Source organism: Citrobacter sp. Ce129 (assembly GCF_030334545.1).
GTDB lineage: Bacteria > Pseudomonadota > Gammaproteobacteria > Enterobacterales > Enterobacteriaceae > Citrobacter > Citrobacter europaeus.
The window spans coordinates 80,944-101,795 of the sequence record NZ_JAOWDS010000057.1 but is presented as its reverse complement, the minus strand read 5'-3'; the positions used below and the strand labels follow the sequence as shown (position 1 = coordinate 101,795).

Genomic DNA, 20,852 nt, shown 5'->3' with positions numbered 1-20,852 from the left:
GGCGATACGACTCGCCCTTAAATTTATTTCACGCGTGCCATAAAGTAGGCATCAACATACTCACCGTTGCGCAGGCCGTATTTCTTACCGGTGCCTTCGATTTCAAAGCCGTATTTCTTATACACCGCCACGGCAGGCTCATTATCAACAAATACCGTTAGCTCAATACGCTCGACGCGCAGCCAGTTGTCGCACATGTCGATCATCGTGCGGATCAGCGCGCTGGCAACGCCGCGATTGTGCCACCGGGCATCCACGCAGATACCAAAATCGGCCACGTGGCTGCGGCGTGGGCGCTGCGCAACCTCAATACAGAGATGCCCCACGACGATATCGTCAATGCAGGCAACCAGTTGTTTAACCCCGGCTTGCTCGGTTAGCCGCGCCTGCCACATCTCGAGGGAAGGATGAGGAACCTGTAGCGTGTTGTGGTACACCTCCGGCTGAGCGTGGATCTGACGAATTGCGTCGTAATCTTTTGGTTCAGCGTGGCGTATCACTATTTCACTCATTCCTTATCTCCTGCAGGGTTAATTGTGTATTTACACTCGCTGAGAAAGAAAATCCCGTCAACTGCATTTTTTTGCAAAAAGAAGTAGACAAGTGCGAATGAGAATGATTATTATTACTCTGCGTTCAGGGGAACCCCTACGGAGAACCTGAAAGCACGACATTGCTCACATTGCTTCCAGTATTACTTTAGCCAGCCTTGCGCTGGCTTTTTTTTTGGTTTTGTTTCTGCCTGGCTTACTTGTCATTTTGTCCCCGGGATGATGCCGGATGGCGCTTGCGCTTATCCGGCCTACAGCTGAGACCTGGGTTTTGTAGGCCGGATAAGGCTCCGCCGCCATCCGGCAAAGAATCCAACATTCAGTCTCCAGCCGCTTTGCGCTATGGTGTAGACAATCACTTTCAAAAGGATCGTCTCATGACCTTACACTGCGCATTTATTGGTTTTGGTAAAAGCACCACTCGCTACCATTTGCCGTACGTCCTCAATCGCAAAAATAGCTGGCACGTTGCGCACATTTTCCGCCGCAACGCCAAGCCGGAAGAGCAGGCGCCGCAGTATTCCCATATTCACTTCACCAGTGACCTCGACGAGATCTTAAACGATCCGCAGGTGAAGCTGGTGATCGTCTGTACCCATGCTGACAGCCATTTTGAATACGCCAAACGCGCGCTGGAAGCGGGTAAAAATGTGCTGGTTGAGAAACCCTTCACCCCGACGCTTGCGCAAGCAAAAGAGTTGTTTGAGCTAGCGCAAAGCAAAGGACTGACCGTTACGCCGTATCAGAATCGTCGTTTTGACTCCTGTTTCCTCACCGCTAAAAAAGCGATTGAGAGCGGCAAGCTCGGCAAGATTGTTGAAGTTGAAAGCCATTTCGATTACTACCGTCCCGAAGCAGAAACCAAGCCGGGGCTGCCGCAGGACGGCGCGTTTTATGGTCTGGGCGTACACACCATGGATCAGATTATCTCGCTGTTCGGACGCCCCGATCATGTGGCCTATGACATCCGCAGCCTACGCAACAAAGCGAACCCGGACGATACCTTTGAAGCGCAGCTGTTTTACGGCGACCTGAAAGCCATTGTTAAAACCAGTCATCTGGTGAAAATCGACTATCCGAAGTTTATCGTCCATGGCACCAAAGGCTCGTTTGTGAAGTACGGCATCGACCAGCAGGAAACCAGCCTGAAGGCCAATATCATGCCAGGTGAGCCAGGTTTCGCTGCCGATGATTCCATTGGAATGCTGGAATATGTCAACGATGACGGCATCACGGTGAAAGAAGAGGTGAAGCCGGAAGTGGGAGACTACGGTCGCGTCTATGATGCGCTGTACCAGACGCTGACGGCCGGTACGCCTAATTACGTCAAGGAATCTGAAGTTCTTACCAACCTGGAAATCCTCGAACGCGCCTTTGAACAGGCAACGCCTGCCACGATAACCCTCGCCAAATAGCCTGCACAGACTCCTCTGGGCTTGTTCATATTTTTTGAACAGAGGAGTCAATTTTCACCCTCTATGATCCCAGACGGATTGAGTCCACACTTACTCCATCGAAAACATCTGGGGGTGAACACAATGATCTATTTACGCAAAGCTAATGACCGTGGCCACGCTAATCATGGCTGGCTCGATTCCTGGCATACCTTCTCTTTTGCCAACTACTATGACCCGAACTTTATGGGGTTCTCGGCACTGCGCGTGATTAACGATGATGTAATCGACGCAGGCCAGGGCTTTGGCACTCACCCCCATAAAGACATGGAAATCCTGACCTATGTGCTGGAAGGTGCAGTGGAGCATCAGGACAGCATGGGCAACAAAGAGCAGGTTCCGGCCGGTGAGTTTCAGATTATGAGCGCCGGGACGGGGATCCGTCACTCGGAGTATAACCCGAGCAATACTGAGAAACTGCATCTGTATCAGATCTGGATCATGCCGCAGGAAAACGGTATTACGCCGCGCTATGAACAGCGCCGTTTCGATGCCGCCCAGGGTAAACAACTGGTGCTGTCGCCGGATGCCCGTGATGGTTCGCTGAAAGTTTACCAGGATATGGAGTTGTACCGTTGGGCGCTGGTCAAAGATGAGCAGTCGGTGCATCAAATTGCCGCTGAACGCCGCGTCTGGATCCAGGTGGTAAAAGGCAATGTCACCATTAACGGCACCAAAGCGACCACCAGCGACGGTCTGGCCATCTGGGATGAACAGGCAATTTCGATTCATGCCGACAGCGACAGCGAAGTGTTACTGTTTGACCTGCCGCCAGTCTAAAAATACACGGCATCCTTCAAGCTGCATCTGTGTTGGCTTTCCTCGCTCACCCCGGTCGCGTACTTAATGTACGCTCCCGGGGATTTACTGCGTCGCCGCCTTGATGCAACTCGAATGATTTTGTGTATTTCTCACAATAAAAAACTCCTTTTTTTCTCTGCGAAGGTTCACGCACGTCCGTGGTAAACTGGGGGAATCTATCCCTTTTTAACGCTTCAGGACGATGAAAAAGAAAAGACCCGTACTTCAGGATGTAGCCGACCGCGTGGGCGTGACCAAAATGACGGTCAGTCGCTTTTTGCGTAACCCGGAGCAGGTCTCCGTGGCGCTGCGGGGCAAAATTGCCGCTGCACTTGATGAGCTGGGTTATATTCCCAATCGCGCTCCTGATATCCTTTCTAACGCCACCAGCCGCGCGATCGGCGTGCTGTTACCCTCTCTTACTAACCAGGTTTTTGCTGAAGTGCTACGCGGCATTGAGGCCGTCACCGACGCCCATGGTTATCAAACTATGCTCGCGCACTACGGCTATAAGCCTGAGATGGAACAAGAGCGCCTGGAGTCGATGCTGTCGTGGAATATTGATGGCCTGATCCTCACCGAACGTAGCCATACGCCCCGTACGCTGAAAATGATTGAGGTTGCGGGTATCCCGGTGGTTGAACTGATGGACAGCCAGTCACCGTGTCTGGATATTGCCGTCGGCTTCGACAACTTCGAGGCCGCGCGCCAGATGACCGCCGCTATTATCGCGCGTGGGCACCGTCATGTTGCCTATCTTGGCGCACGTCTTGATGAACGTACTATCATCAAACAGAGAGGCTACGAGCAGGCAATGCGCGATGCTGACCTGGTGCCGTATAGCGTGATGGTGGAGCAGTCTTCTTCCTACTCATCCGGTATTGAACTCATTCGTCAGGCGCGACGTGAATACCCGCAGCTTGATGGCGTCTTCTGTACCAACGATGACCTGGCGGTAGGGGCGGCTTTCGAATGTCAGCGTTTAGGGCTGAAAATCCCTGATGATATGGCGATTGCCGGATTCCACGGTCACGACATCGGACAGGTGATGGAGCCGCGTCTGGCGAGCGTGCTCACGCCGCGTGAGCGAATGGGCAGCATTGGCGCAGAGCGCCTGCTGGCGCGCATTCGTGGTGAAGCAGTCACACCTAAAATGTTAGATTTAGGTTTCACCTTGTCACCGGGCGGATCTATTTAAGCCAACAACTTTGAAGTAGCTCACACTTATACACTTCGAGCACGAATGGATATTGCTTCTCTATTTATCCGGCTGGACAATGTTACCGATAACAGTTACCCGTAACAATTTCCTGATTCTTGTACCAGTGGGGGCAACGCTTTGAGCACGACTAATCATGATCACCACGTTTACGTTCTGATGGGCGTATCGGGCAGCGGTAAATCTGCTGTCGCCAGCGAAGTGGCGCATCAACTGCAGGCCGCGTTTCTTGATGGCGATTTTCTCCATCCGCGCAGCAACATCATGAAAATGGCTTCCGGTGAGCCACTTAACGATGACGACCGTAAACCGTGGTTACAGGCGCTGAATGACGCCGCCTTCGCGATGCAGCGGACCAATAAAGTTTCGCTGATCGTCTGTTCCGCCCTGAAAAAAGTCTACCGCGACCAGCTGCGCGACGGTAATCCAAACCTCTCTTTCATCTATCTGAAAGGGGATTTTGACGTTATCGAAAGCCGCCTGAAGGCGCGTAAAGGCCACTTCTTCAAAACGCAGATGCTGGTGACCCAGTTTGAAGCGCTGGAAGAACCGGGTGCCAATGAAAACGATGTACTGGTGGTCGATATCGATCAACCACTGGACGGTGTGGTCGCCAGCACCATTGAGGTTATTAACCAGGGCAGTAAGTAGTGAGTACATTAACGCTTGTTTTAACAGCAGTAGGGTCCGTTTTATTACTGCTGTTTTTAGTGATGAAGGCGCGTATGCACGCTTTCGTTGCTTTGATGGTGGTATCCATTGGTGCAGGTCTCTTTTCCGGTATGCCGCTCGATAAAATCGCTGCGACCATGGAAAAAGGGATGGGAGGCACGCTCGGTTTTCTGGCGATTGTTGTGGCGCTGGGGGCGATGTTCGGCAAGATTTTGCATGAGACGGGCGCGGTCGATCAGATTGCCGTCAAAATGCTGAAATCTTTCGGTCACAGCCGCGCGCATTACGCGATTGGCCTGGCCGGTCTGATTTGCGCGCTGCCGCTGTTCTTTGAGGTGGCAATTGTGCTGCTGATTAGCGTGGCGTTCTCAATGGCGCGCCACACCGGTACTAACCTTGTAAAGCTGGTCATTCCGCTGTTTGCGGGCGTGGCGGCTGCCGCAGCGTTCCTGCTGCCGGGGCCTGCGCCAATGCTGCTGGCCTCTCAGATGCACGCCGACTTTGGCTGGATGATCCTTATTGGTCTGTGCGCCGCGATTCCGGGCATGATTATCGCCGGGCCGCTGTGGGGTAACTTCATCAGCCGTTATGTTGAGCTGCACGTACCGGAAGACATTACCGAGCCGCATCTGGGTGAAGGCAAAATGCCATCCTTTGGCTTCAGTTTATCGCTTATCCTGCTGCCGCTGGTGCTGGTTGGCCTGAAAACTATCGCCGCACGCTTTGTGCCGGTCGGTTCTTCAACCTACGAATGGTTCGAGTTTATCGGTCACCCGTTTACCGCGATTCTGGTGGCGTGTCTGGTGGCGATTTACGGTCTGGCGATTCGCCAGGGCATGCCAAAAGACCGCGTGATGGAGATCTGCGGGCATGCGCTGCAGCCGGCGGGAATTATTCTGCTGGTGATTGGTGCGGGCGGTGTGTTCAAACAGGTACTGGTGGATTCCGGCGTGGGTCCGGCACTGGGTGAAGCATTAACCGGCATGGGCCTGCCGATTGCCATCACCTGCTTCGTGCTGGCGGCGGCGGTGCGTATCATTCAGGGTTCCGCGACCGTGGCCTGCTTAACGGCGGTCGGTCTGGTGATGCCGGTGATTGAGCAACTGAACTACTCCGGGGCCCAGATGGCAGCGCTGTCTATCTGTATCGCGGGTGGCTCTATCGTCGTCAGTCACGTTAACGACGCGGGCTTCTGGTTGTTCGGTAAATTTACCGGCGCGACCGAAGCGCAAACCCTGAAGACCTGGACGATGATGGAAACCATCCTCGGCACGGTCGGTGCGATTGTCGGTATGATTGCCTTCCAGCTGTTGAGCTGATGGTATTGCCCGGTGGCGCTTGCGCTTACCGGGCCTGGAATTGAGCACATATCCACACCGTAGGCCGGGTAAGCGCAAGCGCTACCCGGCTTTTTTACAGCACCATCACACCATCCTCGGTTTTCAACAAACGCGGCGCTTTTAGCGTATCGGCGAAATAGCCCACTAAATCCTGCAGTAAATCACCCGCCACGCGTTCCATCTCGTCAGACAGCGTTTTACTCATCAGTAAATGCGTCAAAAGTTGGCAGTAACGCCCCATCTGATCTGGTTCGGGTTCAAAGAGGGGAGAGCGGGTCGGTAAGGTTTCTACCGTCAGGCTGGCCTGTAGATGCTGCGGTACAGGTTCCGTTAAGGTTGGTTGCAGTAGTGCCAGACAGGCCGACAGGCGCGCACAAATCGCCAGTTTTTCAACAGGGTCATGACATTCAACAAGCCCTTCGACAAAACGCTCACAGTTATCCGCCAGCTCGGTGAAGTCCGTGGCATGGCTAAAGGGCAGGGTAAATAAAGAGTGTGAAAAGAGAGGGGTCGTTGCCATAGGGCAGCCTCCAATGAGTCAAATTTTACCGCCACCTTAAGGGACCAACCTTTTGGTGGCGGGCTGAACGGAGTTGGTCCTACCGGCCTCATTGGATACCGGCGCGTCTTACGACGCCACCGTCCAGCCCACCATAGAGGTGTAACTGGTCGCACGACAAAAGTGATTTTATCGCGAATGAGGTAATCAGGGGACCAATCCCGGCACCTGATTTTGCAGGTGCAGCGAGAAGATAATGCTTATCCGTGATGCTGACAAGAGGGCATTCCGGAAGGCGCTTCGCAGAAATGAAAATACGCTTTTTCAGAGACTTAAATGATTGAGGTGTTTCTCATAAACACATTCACGGCGCTGATTGCCCGGTGGCGCTAGCGCTTACCGGGCCTACAAACGAGCAACATATCAACACCCTAGGCCGGGTAAGGCGAAGCCGCCACCCGGCGTAAAGTGAGTGCGTTACCCCTTCATCCACATCCGTACGCCATCGAGGAACATCTGGGTTGCCATCATCACCAGAATCAATCCCATCAGGCGTTCCAGCGCGTTAACCCCTTTCTCGCCCAGCAGGCGTAAAAACAGCGAAGACTGCAGCAAAATCACGAACGTCCCGCCCCAGGCGATCAGCAGCGCAATCACCAGATGCCCCATCTGATTTGGGTACTGATGTGACAACAGCATTAATGACGCCAGGATTGTCGGACCGGCGACCAGCGGAATCGCCAGCGGCACGATAAACGGCTCTTCGCCTGCCGGAAGTCCGGTGCTATTCCCGGTGGCGCTGGGGAAAATCATCTTGATGGCGATCAGGAATAAAATAATGCCCCCGGAGATCGACACGGTCTCCGCGCGCAGGTTCAGAAATGCCAGAATTTTCTCGCCCGCAAACAGGAATATCAGCATCACCAACAGCGCAATGAACAGCTCGCGAATCATAATCGCGCGACGGCGTTTTGGTTCGGTATGTTTCAATACGGACATGAAAATGGGCAGATTTCCGAGCGGATCCATAATCAGGATCAATAAAACTGCCGCTGAAATGATTTCATTCATAACTCAAATTCCCTGATAATTACCGCGGACTTTCTGCTTGCTTGCGCAGCGGGATAAGTCGCATTACTGATGGCTTCGCTATCATTGATTAATTTCACTTGCGACTTTGGCTGCTTTTTGTATGGTGAAGGATAGGCCAGTAGGATACTGGTTAGCATACACAGCACACATCTCTGCAGGAAAAAACGCTATGAAAAATGTTGGTTTTATCGGCTGGCGCGGTATGGTCGGCTCTGTACTCATGCAACGCATGGTTGAGGAGCGTGACTTCGACGCCATTCGCCCTGTTTTCTTTTCTACTTCCCAGCTCGGGCAGGCGGCACCGACATTCGGTGGAACCGCGACCGGCACGCTTCAGGACGCTTTTGATCTGGACGCGCTGAAGGCGCTCGATATCATCGTGACCTGTCAGGGCGGCGATTATACCAACGAAATCTATCCAAAGCTTCGTGAAAGCGGTTGGCAGGGTTACTGGATTGACGCGGCCTCTTCGCTGCGTATGAAAGACGATGCCATCATCATTCTCGATCCGGTTAACCAGGATGTCATTACTGACGGCCTGAATAAAGGAATTAAGACCTTTGTCGGCGGAAACTGTACCGTTAGCCTGATGCTGATGTCCCTTGGTGGCCTGTTTGCCAATGACCTGGTTGACTGGGTTTCCGTGGCGACCTATCAGGCGGCTTCCGGCGGCGGCGCGCGTCATATGCGCGAACTGTTGTCCCAGATGGGTCATCTGTATGGCCATGTGGCCGATGAACTGGCGACCCCTTCCTCTGCTATTCTCGATATCGAACGCAAAGTGACGGCCCTGTCCCGCAGCGGTGAACTGCCGGTTGATAACTTTGGCGTACCGCTGGCCGGTAGCCTGATTCCGTGGATCGACAAACAGCTTGATAACGGTCAGAGCCGTGAAGAGTGGAAGGGACAGGCCGAAACCAACAAAATTCTTGATACGTCTTCTGTGATCCCGGTCGATGGTCTGTGCGTGCGCGTCGGCGCGCTGCGCTGCCACAGCCAGGCGTTCACCATTAAACTGAAAAAAGATGTGTCTATTCCGACCGTGGAAGAACTGCTGGCGGCGCACAATCCGTGGGCCAAAGTCGTGCCAAACGATCGGGATATCACTATGCGTGAGTTAACCCCGGCGGCCGTTACCGGCACGCTGACCACGCCAGTAGGCCGTCTGCGTAAGCTGAATATGGGACCGGAGTTCCTGTCAGCCTTTACCGTAGGCGACCAGTTGCTGTGGGGGGCTGCGGAGCCATTGCGCCGTATGCTGCGCCAATTGGCGTAATAGTTTGTTAACGATCAAGGGGTGAGGAATCACCCCTTTTTTTGCGTAATACAGGAGTAAGCGCAGATGTTTCATTTTTTACCAGGAGTAAGATAAAGCATTGGCTATTCTTTAAGGGTGACTTAGTACCGGAGGTATTAAGTTGTTGCCTGAAGGTGGGACGACGCAGAGAGGATGCACAATTGTGCTGCGCCGTTCAGGTCAAAAAAAGTGTCACTACCTGATGTTGAAAATCAGTTGGAAGGGGTGACACCATAAAACAGGATGACAACCATGTCCGTTCGTATCGATAGAGACGTGATTAATGCGCTAATTGCAGGCCATTTTGCGGATCCTTTTTCCGTACTCGGTATGCACCAAACTGATGCTGGACTTGAAGTCCGCGCCCTATTACCTGACGCCACCGAAGTGTGGGTGATCGAACCCAAAACCGGACGTAAAGTCGGCAAGCTGGATTGCCTCGACTCTCGCGGTTTTTTCTGTGCTGTACTTCCCCGCCGTAAAAATTTCTTTCGCTATCAGTTGGCCGTTGTCTGGCATGGACAACAGAATCTGATTGATGACCCTTATCGTTTTGGCCCGCTGATCCAGGATATGGATGCCTGGCTGTTATCTGAAGGTACGCACCTGCGACCTTACGAAACGCTGGGCGCGCATGCGGATACCATGGATGGCGTAACAGGTACGCGCTTCTCCGTCTGGGCGCCTAACGCTCAACGTGTGTCAGTGGTTGGGCAGTTCAACTACTGGGATGGCCGTCGCCACCCGATGCGCCTGCGCAAAGAAAGCGGTATCTGGGAGCTGTTTATCCCCGGTGCGCAACAGGGGCAGCTGTATAAATACGAGATGATCGATGCGAACGGTAAGCTGCGAATCAAAGCGGATCCTTACGCCTTCGAAGCGCAAATGCGCCCGGAAACCGCGTCGCTTATCTGCGGCCTGCCGGAAAAAGTGGTGCAAAGCGAGGAGCGCAAAAAAGCCAACCAGTTTGATGCGCCGATCTCTATCTATGAAGTGCACCTGGGTTCATGGCGTCGTCATACCGATAACAACTTCTGGCTGAGCTACCGTGAACTGGCGGATCAACTGGTTCCTTACGCCAAGTGGATGGGCTTTACTCATCTCGAACTGTTGCCGATTAACGAGCATCCGTTCGACGGTAGCTGGGGCTACCAGCCTACCGGCATGTATGCACCGACCCGTCGCTTTGGGACGCGTGATGATTTCCGCTATTTTGTGAATGCCGCGCATCAGGCCGGACTGAACGTCATTCTCGACTGGGTGCCGGGCCATTTCCCGTCGGACGACTTTGGTCTGGCAGAGTTTGATGGCACCAACCTGTATGAGCACAGCGACCCGCGAGAAGGGTATCACCAGGACTGGAACACGCTGATCTACAACTACGGTCGCCGTGAAGTCAGCAACTACCTGGTGGGCAACGCCCTGTACTGGATTGAACGCTTTGGTATCGATGCGCTACGCGTGGATGCCGTGGCGTCGATGATTTATCGCGACTACAGTCGTAAAGAAGGGGAATGGGTCCCGAACGAATTTGGCGGTCGTGAAAACCTCGAAGCTATTGAGTTTTTACGCAATACCAACCGAATTCTTGGCGAGCAGGTGCCAGGTGCGGTGAGCATGGCGGAAGAGTCCACCGACTTTGCCGGCGTCTCAAGGCCGCAGGATATGGGCGGTTTAGGGTTCTGGTATAAGTGGAACCTCGGCTGGATGCACGACACGCTGGACTACATGAAGCTGGATCCGATTCATCGTCAGTACCATCACGACAAGCTGACCTTCGGCATGCTGTACAACTACACCGAAAACTTCGTCCTGCCGCTGTCGCACGATGAAGTGGTACACGGTAAAAAATCCATTCTCGACCGCATGCCGGGAGACGCATGGCAGAAGTTCGCCAACCTGCGCGCCTATTACGGCTGGATGTGGGCCTTCCCGGGCAAGAAACTGCTGTTTATGGGCAATGAGTTCGCTCAGGGGCGTGAGTGGAACCATGACGCCAGCCTCGACTGGCATCTGCTGGAGGGCGGTGATAACTGGCACCATGGCGTACAGCGTCTGGTACGCGATCTGAACCTTACCTATCGCCACCACAAAGCGCTGCACGAGCTCGACTTTGATGCCTATGGCTTTGAATGGCTGGTGGTGGATGACAAAGAACGTTCGGTGCTGGCTTTCGTTCGTCGTGACAAAGTTGGTAATGAAATCATCGTTATCAGCAACTTTACGCCAGTGCCTCGCCACGGCTATCGCTTCGGTATCAACCAGCCGGGCAAATGGCGCGAGATCCTCAATACCGACTCGACGCATTACCACGGCAGTAATACCGGCAACGGCGGCGCGGTGCACAGCGATGAAATCGCCAGTCATGGTCGTCAGCACTCACTGAGCCTCACGTTGCCGCCGCTGGCAACGGTCTGGCTGGTTCGGGAGGGGTAATGACGCAACTGGCAACCGGCAACGCCACCCCCCATGGTGCAACGTATGACGGCCATGGCGTCAATTTCACACTCTTCTCGGCCCACGCTGAACGCGTTGAATTATGCGTATTCGATGAGCAAGGCTGCGAACTCCGCTATGACCTGCCGGGGCGTAGCGGCGATGTCTGGCACGGCTATCTGGCCAACGCCCGTCCAGGTCTGCGCTATGGTTATCGTGTACATGGTCCATGGCAACCGCAGCAGGGCCACCGGTTTAATCCGGCGAAGCTGCTGCTTGACCCTTGCGCGCGTCGGGTGGATGGCGAGTTAAAAGATAACCCGCTGCTGCACGGCGGGTTAAATGAACCGGATAATCATGATAATGCCGCCATTGCGCTGAAGGGCGTGGTGGTGTCTGACCATTATGACTGGGAAGACGATGCCGCGCCGCGCACGCCGTGGGGCAATACCGTGATTTACGAAGCGCATGTGAAAGGACTGACGTATTTGCATCCTGACCTGCCGGAAGAGATTCGCGGAACCTACAAGGCGCTGGGCCACCCGGTGATGATCGACTATTTCAAGCGCCTCGGCATTACCGCCCTGGAGCTGCTACCGGTGGCGCATTTTGCCAGCGAACCGCGGCTTCAGCGGCTGGGCCTGTCGAACTACTGGGGCTACAACCCGGTGGCGATGTTCGCGTTGCATCCGGCTTATGCCTGCTCACCGGAGAGTGCGCTTGATGAGTTTCGCGATGCGGTAAAAGCGCTGCACAAAGCGGGGATTGAGGTCATTCTCGACATCGTTTTGAACCACAGCGCCGAGCTGGATCTCGAAGGGCCCGTCTTCTCGCTGCGCGGAATTGATAACCGTAGCTATTATTGGATCAGGGACGATGGTGATTACTACAACTGGACCGGTTGTGGGAACACCCTCAACCTGAGCCATCCAGGCGTTGTGGAATACGCATGCGAATGCCTGCGCTACTGGGTTGAAACCTGTCATGTGGATGGTTTTCGTTTTGATTTGGCTTCCGTCATGGGGCGTACACCTACGTTTCGTCAGGATGCGCCGCTGTTTACCGCGATCCAAAACTGTCCGCTGCTCTCACGCGTTAAGCTGATTGCGGAACCGTGGGATATTGGTGAAGGCGGGTATCAGGTGGGGAATTTCCCCCCGCCGTTTGCCGAGTGGAATGATCATTTCCGTGATGCGACGCGACGCTTCTGGCTCCAGCGTAACCTCTCGTTGGGCGAGTTTGCCGGCCGTTTTGCCGCATCCAGCGACGTGTTTAAACGCCAGGGCCGCAAACCCAGCGCTACGGTCAATCTGGTGACCGCGCACGACGGTTTTACGCTACGCGACTGTGTTTGCTTCACAAATAAGCACAATGAAGCGAATGGTGAGGAAAATCGCGACGGCACTAGCAATAACTACAGCGACAATCATGGTAAAGAAGGATTAGGCGGCACGCTGGACCTGATTGAGCGGCGGCGCGACAGCATTCATGCGCTGTTAACCACGCTGTTGCTCTCACAGGGGACGCCGATGTTGTTGGCGGGCGATGAGCATGGTCATAGCCAGCACGGCAACAATAACGCTTACTGCCAGGATAACGCCTTAACCTGGCTGGACTGGCAGCAGGCAAACAGTGGGCTAACCACATTTACCGCCGCGCTGATTCATCTGCGCCGACAAATACCTGCATTAACAGGTGATTGCTGGTGGGAAGAGGGCGACGGCAATGTGCGTTGGCTGAATAAGTACGCACAACCCTTAAGTGCGGATGAGTGGCAAAACGGCCCGAGGCAGATGCAAATTCTGCTTTCAGACCGTTTCCTGATTGCAATAAACGCCACGCTTGAGGTGACAGATATCGTTTTACCTGAAGGGGAATGGCACGCTATTCCCCCATTTGCCGGAGAGGATAATCCGGTGCTTACGGCTGTCTGGCAGGGACCTGCGCACGGACTGTGTGTGTTCCAGAGAAGATAAAAAGGAGTTAGTCATGGTGAGTTTAGAGAAGAACGATCGTGTAATGTTGGCGCGCCAGCTGCCATTAAAATCTGTTGCCCTGATCCTGGCCGGTGGCCGCGGCACCCGCCTGAAAGATTTAACCAACAAACGTGCCAAACCCGCCGTGCACTTTGGCGGAAAGTTCCGCATTATCGATTTTGCTTTATCCAACTGTATTAACTCCGGGATCCGTCGCATTGGCGTGATCACCCAGTACCAGTCTCACACGCTGGTGCAGCACATTCAGCGCGGCTGGTCGTTCTTTAGCGAAGAGATGAATGAGTTTGTCGATTTGCTACCTGCCCAGCAGAGAATGCAGGGTGAAAACTGGTATCGCGGCACGGCGGATGCGGTGACCCAAAACCTGGACATCATTCGACGCTATAAAGCGGAATATGTGGTGATTCTCGCGGGCGATCATATCTACAAGCAGGACTACTCACGCATGCTGATCGACCACGTCGAGAAAGGCGCGCGTTGCACCGTGGCCTGTATGCCAGTGCCTATTGAAGAGGCCAGCGCGTTTGGCGTGATGGACGTGGACGACACCGATAAAATTATCGAGTTCGTTGAAAAACCTGCCAACCCGCCAGCTATGCCAGGCGATCCGACCAAATCCCTTGCCAGTATGGGGATCTACATTTTTAACGCCGATTACCTGTATGAATTGCTGGCGGAAGATGACCTCGATGAAAACTCCAGCCACGATTTCGGCAAAGACATTATCCCGAAAATCACTGAAGCTGGCATGGCGTATGCACATCCATTCCCGCTGTCCTGCGTGCAGTCTGACCCGGAATCCGAGCCGTACTGGCGCGATGTGGGAACGCTGGAAGCCTACTGGAAAGCGAACCTCGATCTGGCTTCGGTGACGCCTGAACTGGATATGTACGACCAGGACTGGCCAATCCGTACGCATATGGAGTCTCTGCCACCGGCGAAATTTGTGCAGGACCGTTCCGGTAGCCACGGTATGACGCTGAACTCGCTGGTTTCCGGCGGCTGTATTATTTCTGGTTCGGTGGTGGTGCAGTCCGTTTTGTTCCCGCGAGTGCGGGTGAATTCATTCTGTAACATTGATTCGGCAGTGTTGTTACCTGAAGTGTGGGTGGGACGTTCGTGCCGCTTACGTCGTTGCATTATCGACCGTGCCTGCGTTATTCCTGAAGGCATGATCATTGGTGAAAACGCGGAAGAAGATGCACGTCGTTTCTACCGTTCAGAGGAAGGTATTGTGCTGGTCACGCGTGAAATGCTGCGCAAACTGCAGATCAAACAGGAGCGATAATGCAGGTTTTACACGTTTGTTCAGAGATGTTCCCCCTGTTAAAAACCGGGGGACTGGCGGATGTTATTGGGGCGTTACCCGCAGCGCAAATAGCGGACGGCGTGGATGCCCGCGTGTTGCTCCCGGCGTTTCCTGATATTCGTCGCGGCATTCCCGATGCGCAGGTCGTGACGCGTCGGGATACCTTCGCCGGACGTATCACGCTGCTTTTCGGGCATTTCAACGGCGTGGGTATTTACCTGATTGACGCGCCACATCTCTATGACCGTCCCGGTAGCCCGTATCACGACACTAACTTGTTTGCCTATACGGATAACGTACTGCGTTTTGCGCTGTTGGGTTGGGTCGGCTGTGAAATGGCCTGCGGCTTTGACCCATTCTGGCGCCCGGATGTGGTGCATGCGCACGACTGGCATGCTGGACTGGCCCCGGCGTATCTGGCGGCGCGCGGCCATCCGGCGAAATCGGTGTTTACCGTACACAACCTGGCGTATCAAGGCATGTTTTATGCAAAGCATATGGATGACATCCAATTGCCATGGTCGTTCTTTAATGTGCACGGACTGGAGTTTAACGGTCAGATTTCGTTCCTGAAGGCCGGATTGTACTACGCCGACCACATTACGGCAGTCAGCCCGACCTACGCGCGGGAAATTACCGAGCCGCAATTCGCCTACGGCATGGAAGGTCTGTTGCAGCAACGTCATCGTGAAGGACGTCTTTCCGGCGTGCTGAACGGCGTTGATGAAAAAATCTGGAGCCCGGAAACCGATCTGCTGTTGGCATCGAGATATACGCGCGACACGCTGGAGGAGAAGGCGGAGAACAAACGTCAGCTACAGATAGCGATGGGACTTAAGGTTAACGATAAAGTGCCGCTGTTTGCAGTCGTCAGCCGCCTGACCAGTCAGAAAGGGCTGGATCTGGTGCTGGAAGCGCTGCCGGGGTTGTTAGAGCAGGGTGGGCAACTGGCATTGCTTGGCGCGGGCGATCCGGTTTTACAGGAAGGTTTCCTCGCCGCGGCGGCGGAACATCCAGGGCAAGTGGGCGTGCAGATTGGCTATCACGAAGCCTTCTCGCACCGCATTATGGGTGGTGCCGATGTCATATTGGTTCCCAGCCGTTTCGAGCCGTGTGGCTTAACGCAGTTGTATGGACTGAAGTACGGTACGCTGCCGCTGGTGCGGCGCACCGGTGGGCTGGCTGATACGGTCTCTGACAGTTCGCTGGAAAACCTGGCGGACGGTATCGCCAGTGGGTTTGTATTTGAAGATAGTAATGCCTGGTCGCTGCTACGCGCGATCCGGCGTGCTTTCGTATTGTGGTCCCGGCCTTCGCTGTGGCGGTTTGTACAACGTCAGGCCATGACCATGGATTTTAGCTGGCAAGTCGCGGCGAAGTCATACCGTGAGCTTTACTATCGCTTGAAATAGATATCCAGGAATCACCTATATGAATGCTCCATTTACTTATGCATCGCCCACACTCAGCGTAGAGGCACTTAAGCATTCTATCGCCTATAAGCTGATGTTTACGATTGGTAAGGACCCGGTCATTGCCAATAAACATGAGTGGCTGAACGCCACGTTGTTCGCGGTGCGCGATCGTCTCGTGGAGCGCTGGCTGCGTTCTAACCGTGCGCAATTGTCACAGGAAACTCGCCAGGTCTATTACCTGTCCATGGAGTTTTTGATTGGCCGCACGCTTTCCAATGCACTGTTATCGTTGGGTATTTATGACGATGTCAAAAATGCGCTGGAAGGTATGGGGTTGGATCTTGAAGATCTGATCGACGAAGAAAACGACCCGGGTCTTGGCAACGGCGGTCTCGGGCGCCTGGCGGCCTGTTTCCTGGACTCACTGGCAACGCTGGGCCTGCCGGGACGCGGCTACGGTATTCGTTATGACTACGGCATGTTCAAGCAGAACATTGTTGATGGCCGACAGAAAGAGTCGCCGGACTACTGGCTGGAATACGGCAACCCGTGGGAGTTCAAACGCCACAATACGCGCTACAAAGTGCGTTTTGGCGGGCGTATTCAGCAGGAAGGTAAGAAAACGCGCTGGATAGAAACCGAAGAGATCCTCGCGGTTGCTTACGACCAGATTATCCCTGGTTACGACACCGACGCCACCAACACGCTGCGCCTGTGGAATGCCCAGGCCAGTAGCGAGATTAATCTCGGTAAATTTAACCAGGGCGACTACTTTGCGGCGGTGGAAGATAAAAACCACTCCGAGAACGTCTCCCGCGTACTGTACCCGGACGACTCCACCTATTCGGGACGCGAACTGCGTTTGCGCCAGGAGTATTTCCTGGTCTCCTCCACGGTGCAGGACATCCTGAGCCGTCATTACCAGTTGCACAAAACCTACGACAACCTGGCGGATAAAATCGCCATTCACCTCAATGACACCCATCCGGTGCTGTCGATCCCTGAGCTGATGCGCCTGCTGATCGATGAGCACAAGTTCAGTTGGGACGATGCGTTTGAGGTCTGTTGCCAGGTCTTCTCGTACACCAACCACACCTTGATGAGCGAAGCGCTGGAGACCTGGCCCGTCGATATGCTGGGCAAAATTCTGCCGCGCCATCTGCAAATTATCTTCGAGATCAACGACTACTTCCTTAAGACCTTGCAGGAACAGTACCCGAACGATACCAGCCTGCTGGGGCGGACGTCGATTATCGATGAATCTAACGGTCGCCGCGTGCGGATGGCATGGCTGGCGGTGGTAGTGAGCCACAAGGTTAACGGTGTTTCCGAGCTGCACTCCAACCTGATGGTGCAGTCGCTGTTTGCTGATTTTGCGAAGATTTTCCCGACTCGTTTTTGCAACGTCACCAACGGCGTGACGCCGCGCCGCTGGCTGGCGCTGGCTAACCCGTCGCTCTCTGAAGTGCTGGATGAGAATATTGGCCGCACCTGGCGAACCGATCTCAGCCAGCTCAGCGAGCTTGAGCAGCATTGCGATTATCCGCTGGTAAATCAGGCGGTGCGCCGTGCGAAGCTGGAGAATAAAAAGCGTCTGGCCACGCTCATTGCCCAGCAGCTTAACGTGGTGGTGAACCCGAAATCGCTGTTTGATGTGCAGATCAAGCGTATTCACGAATACAAACGCCAGTTGATGAACGTGCTGCATGTAATCACCCGCTACAACCGCATTAAGGCCGATCCTGACGCTGAGTGGGTGCCGCGTGTGAATATCTTCGCCGGTAAAGCGGCTTCGGCCTATTACATGGCGAAGCACATCATTCACCTGATCAACGACGTCGCGAAGGTGATCAACAACGATCCGCAAATTGGCGACAAGCTGAAAGTGGTGTTTATCCCCAACTACAGCGTCAGCCTGGCGCAGGTGATTATTCCTGCTGCCGACCTGTCTGAGCAGATTTCTCTGGCCGGGACCGAAGCCTCTGGTACCAGTAATATGAAATTTGCCCTCAACGGCGCGCTGACCATCGGGACGCTGGACGGCGCCAACGTCGAGATGCTGGAGCACGTGGGCGCAGAGAATATCTTTATCTTTGGTAATACGGCGGAAGAGGTCGAGGCTTTACGCAGCCAGGGCTACAAGCCGCGTGAGTATTACGAGAAAGATGAAGAGCTACACCAGGTGCTGACGCAGATCGGCAGCGGTGTATTCAGCCCTGAGGAGCCGGGACGCTATCGTGACCTGGTGGACTCGCTGATCAACTTTGGCGACCACTATCAGGTTCTGGCGGATTATCGCAGCTACGTTGACTGCCAGGATAAGGTTGATGAACTGTATCGTCACCCGGAAGAGTGGACCACTAGGTCGATGATTAATATCGCCAACATGGGCTACTTCTCGTCGGACAGGACGATTAAAGAGTATGCCGAAAACATCTGGCATATTGATTCGGTGCGGTTGTAACAAGGGATAGGGTTAACTGTAGGCCGGATAAGGCGCTAGCCGCCATCCGGCAAAAAGCCCGGTGGCGCTGACGCTTACCGGGCCTACAGGGCGCTCGTTGCCGGGGGCGCTTCGCTTGCCCGGCCTACGTTCGTGTACTTGCTTACGACGCCAGCGACAGCTGGTGCTTCTCAATGTACTCCGACAACCACTGGGACATGCGCGACTGCTGCTCAGCGTTCAGCCACATACCCTCTTTCGTGCGACGCCACAGCGCATCTTCCGCACGACGAACCCATTCGTGATCGACCAGATATTTCAGCTCGGCCTCATAGAACTCATGGCCGAAGTCTTCACCTAACTCGGCAAGCGAGGTGGCTTCGCCGATAATCCATTCGGTGTTGCTGCCGTAGGTGCGGGAATAATGGCGTGCCAGCGACTCGGTCAGGAACGGGTAGCGACGGCGCAGTTTGGCCGCGTAATCTTCGCGATCGCCGCCAATGTCACCACCTGGCAGAATGCACTCTTTCGTCCACGCCGGACCAATGCCCTGATAGTACGACGCCAGTTTTTCCATCGCGTGTTCAGCCAGCTTACGGTAGGTCGTCAGCTTACCGCCAAAGACCGACAGCAGCGGCGCTTTGCCATTTTCGTCGTGGATATCCAGCGTGTAATCACGGGTGATAGCCTGCGGCGAGTCGGACTCGTCATCGCACAGCGGACGTACGCCCGAGTATGTCCAGACGATATCGTCACGGCCAAGCTGTTTCTTAAAGTGCGCGTTGTAGACCTTCAGCAGGTAATTGATTTCGCTCTCATCAATTTTCACCGCTTTCGGGTCGCCTTTGTATTCAACGTCGGTCGTCCCGATGATCGAGAATTCGTCCATCCATGGGATAACAAACACAATGCGTTTATCTTCGTTTTGCAGAATATAAGCCTGCTTCTGGGTATGTACGCGCGGAACCACAATGTGGCTGCCTTTAATCAGGCGAATGCCATACGGCGATGGCAGATGCATGCCGTCGTCGAAGAACTCTTTCACCCACGGGCCGGTGGCGTTGACCAGCCCACGTGCCTGCCAGGTGTGCTTTTTGCCAGTATCGATATCTTCAGCTTCAACAATCCACAAACCGTTTTCACGGCGAGCAGAGGTGGCACGCGTGCGGGTTAATACTTCTCCGCCTTTGCGTACGACCATTTGGGCGTTTGCCAAAACCAGTCGCGCATCGTCTACCCAGCAGTCAGAATATTCGAAACCGCGCACAATCTCAGGTTTCAGTACGGAGTCTGCGCCAAAACGCAAACCGGTAGAACTCGGCAAACTGGTGCGTTTGCCCAGATGATCGTACATAAACAGACCAATGCGGATCATCCAGGCCGGGCGCAGGTGCGGGCGATGGGGCAGACGAAAGCGCATAGGAAAGGCGATATGCGGTGCCATTTTCAACAGCACTTCACGTTCGGCCAGCGCTTCGCTCACCAGGCGAAATTCGTAATGTTCCAGGTAGCGCAGGCCACCGTGGATGAGTTTGGAGCTAGCGGAGGAGGTTGCGCAGGCTAAATCCTGCGCTTCCAGCATCAGCACGGATAAACCGCGTCCAGCGGCATCTGCCGCGATACCGGCACCGTTGATGCCTCCACCTATCACAATCAGATCTTTGGTTTCCATGCTGGCCTCTCGCACTTTCGTTATAGCTCATTAATGTTCGTTATCGAGCATAATAGCAAAGATTCGCGCCATTGGTAACATCGGATAAACAATTTACAGTGATACATATAACATTATGGCGTTTAACTGCCGTCGGGACGTACACTAAGAAGTAACATGTCCGAAAAGCGTCACCTGCCATATAAAGAAGAGAGAGCAATGGATCAGTTTGAATGTATTAATGTCGAAGAAGCGCATCAGAAGCTGCATCAGGGGAGCGCGGTGTTGGTGGATATCCGCGATCCGCAAAGCTATGCGATGGGTCATGCCCCGCAGGCGTTTCATCTGACGAACGACACGCTGGGGTCGTTTATGCGTGAGCATGATTTCGACACCGCCGTATTGGTGATGTGTTATCACGGCAACAGCAGTAAAGGTGCGGCGCAATATCTTCTTCAGCAAGGTTATGACGCGGTTTACAGCGTTGATGGCGGCTTCGACGCCTGGCATCGACATTTTCCGGCAGAAGTGGCATACGGTTCGTAAGGCTATACCCAAATTAATTCGAGTTGCATCGCGACGGCGACGCAGCGAATCTCCGGGAGCGTACGAACAGTACGTGACCGGAGTGAGCGAGGAAAGCCAACAAAGATGCAGCTCGAAGTAAGAAGGGTAT

The 20,852-nt window shown here is 54.2% G+C and carries 16 protein-coding genes; 12 read left to right on the top strand and 4 right to left on the bottom strand.

Going from position 1 to position 20,852, the window contains the following annotated elements:
- Positions 1-23: 23 nt before the first annotated feature.
- Complete coding sequence (yhhY, locus tag OGV77_RS07335; protein WP_019078130.1) at positions 24-512, bottom strand: N-acetyltransferase; 489 nt, start codon at positions 510-512, stop codon at positions 24-26.
- Positions 513-928: 416 nt separating this feature from the next.
- Here yhhY and OGV77_RS07330 point away from each other — a divergent pair, with 416 nt between their 5' ends.
- The 5 genes from OGV77_RS07330 (at position 929) to gntU (ending at position 6,016) form a co-directional block, all read left to right on the top strand.
- A complete protein-coding gene (locus tag OGV77_RS07330; protein WP_043018598.1) occupies positions 929-1,966 on the top strand; it encodes an oxidoreductase in 1,038 nt (345 codons plus the stop codon).
- A gap of 123 nt (positions 1,967-2,089) precedes the next feature.
- Positions 2,090-2,785 (top strand): quercetin 2,3-dioxygenase, encoded by a 696-nt coding sequence (gene yhhW, locus OGV77_RS07325; protein ID WP_003023472.1) that lies wholly within the window; start codon positions 2,090-2,092, stop codon positions 2,783-2,785.
- A gap of 223 nt (positions 2,786-3,008) precedes the next feature.
- Positions 3,009-4,004 (top strand): gluconate operon transcriptional repressor GntR, encoded by a 996-nt coding sequence (gntR, locus tag OGV77_RS07320; RefSeq protein WP_016157654.1) that lies wholly within the window; start codon positions 3,009-3,011, stop codon positions 4,002-4,004.
- Between the two features lie 141 nt (positions 4,005-4,145).
- The gene (gene gntK / locus OGV77_RS07315) at positions 4,146-4,676 is read left to right on the top strand and encodes a gluconokinase (protein ID WP_003023475.1); all 531 of its coding nucleotides are present in this window, start codon (positions 4,146-4,148) and stop codon (positions 4,674-4,676) included.
- Positions 4,676-6,016: a gluconate transporter gene (gntU, locus tag OGV77_RS07310; protein ID WP_047408130.1), complete on the top strand. Its 1,341-nt coding sequence runs from the start codon at positions 4,676-4,678 to the stop codon at positions 6,014-6,016. Before gntK ends, gntU begins: the two co-directional genes overlap by 1 nt.
- A 94-nt stretch (positions 6,017-6,110) precedes the next feature.
- On the opposite strand, the gene OGV77_RS07305 is transcribed toward gntU, so the two are convergent.
- Both OGV77_RS07305 and yhgN read right to left on the bottom strand, forming a co-directional pair.
- Positions 6,111-6,557, bottom strand: coding sequence for a hypothetical protein (locus OGV77_RS07305; RefSeq protein ID WP_087050801.1), 447 nt, complete (start codon positions 6,555-6,557; stop codon positions 6,111-6,113).
- A 456-nt stretch (positions 6,558-7,013) separates the two neighbouring features.
- Positions 7,014-7,607, bottom strand: coding sequence for an NAAT family transporter YhgN (yhgN, locus tag OGV77_RS07300; protein ID WP_003023480.1), 594 nt, complete (start codon positions 7,605-7,607; stop codon positions 7,014-7,016).
- Positions 7,608-7,797: 190 nt separating this feature from the next.
- Between yhgN and asd the strand changes: the two genes are divergently transcribed.
- From asd to glgP, 6 genes are all read left to right on the top strand, one after another.
- Positions 7,798-8,904: an aspartate-semialdehyde dehydrogenase gene (gene asd, locus OGV77_RS07295; protein WP_043018595.1), complete on the top strand. Its 1,107-nt coding sequence runs from the start codon at positions 7,798-7,800 to the stop codon at positions 8,902-8,904.
- A gap of 273 nt (positions 8,905-9,177) precedes the next feature.
- Positions 9,178-11,361 carry a 1,4-alpha-glucan branching enzyme gene (glgB, locus tag OGV77_RS07290; RefSeq protein ID WP_043018594.1) on the top strand — a complete coding sequence of 728 codons (2,184 nt, stop codon included), beginning with the start codon at positions 9,178-9,180 and terminating at the stop codon, positions 11,359-11,361.
- Positions 11,361-13,337, top strand: coding sequence for a glycogen debranching protein GlgX (glgX, locus tag OGV77_RS07285; protein ID WP_087050802.1), 1,977 nt, complete (start codon positions 11,361-11,363; stop codon positions 13,335-13,337). Before glgB ends, glgX begins: the two co-directional genes overlap by 1 nt.
- A gap of 13 nt (positions 13,338-13,350) precedes the next feature.
- On the top strand, positions 13,351-14,646 hold the full coding sequence (gene glgC / locus OGV77_RS07280) for a glucose-1-phosphate adenylyltransferase (protein WP_043018592.1): 1,296 nt from the start codon (positions 13,351-13,353) through the stop codon (positions 14,644-14,646).
- Positions 14,646-16,079, top strand: a complete 1,434-nt coding sequence (gene glgA / locus OGV77_RS07275) for a glycogen synthase GlgA (RefSeq protein ID WP_047408145.1) — start codon at positions 14,646-14,648, stop codon at positions 16,077-16,079. The genes glgC and glgA overlap by 1 nt, the downstream gene beginning before the upstream one ends.
- Before the next feature lie 19 nt (positions 16,080-16,098).
- Positions 16,099-18,546, top strand: coding sequence for a glycogen phosphorylase (glgP, locus tag OGV77_RS07270; RefSeq protein WP_075145537.1), 2,448 nt, complete (start codon positions 16,099-16,101; stop codon positions 18,544-18,546).
- Between the two features lie 142 nt (positions 18,547-18,688).
- On the opposite strand, the gene glpD is transcribed toward glgP, so the two are convergent.
- Complete coding sequence (gene glpD, locus OGV77_RS07265) at positions 18,689-20,197, bottom strand: glycerol-3-phosphate dehydrogenase (RefSeq protein WP_087050803.1); 1,509 nt, start codon at positions 20,195-20,197, stop codon at positions 18,689-18,691.
- Between the two features lie 198 nt (positions 20,198-20,395).
- Here glpD and glpE point away from each other — a divergent pair, with 198 nt between their 5' ends.
- Positions 20,396-20,722, top strand: a complete 327-nt coding sequence (gene glpE / locus OGV77_RS07260) for a thiosulfate sulfurtransferase GlpE (protein ID WP_003827629.1) — start codon at positions 20,396-20,398, stop codon at positions 20,720-20,722.
- The last annotated feature ends 130 nt before the right edge of the window (positions 20,723-20,852 follow it).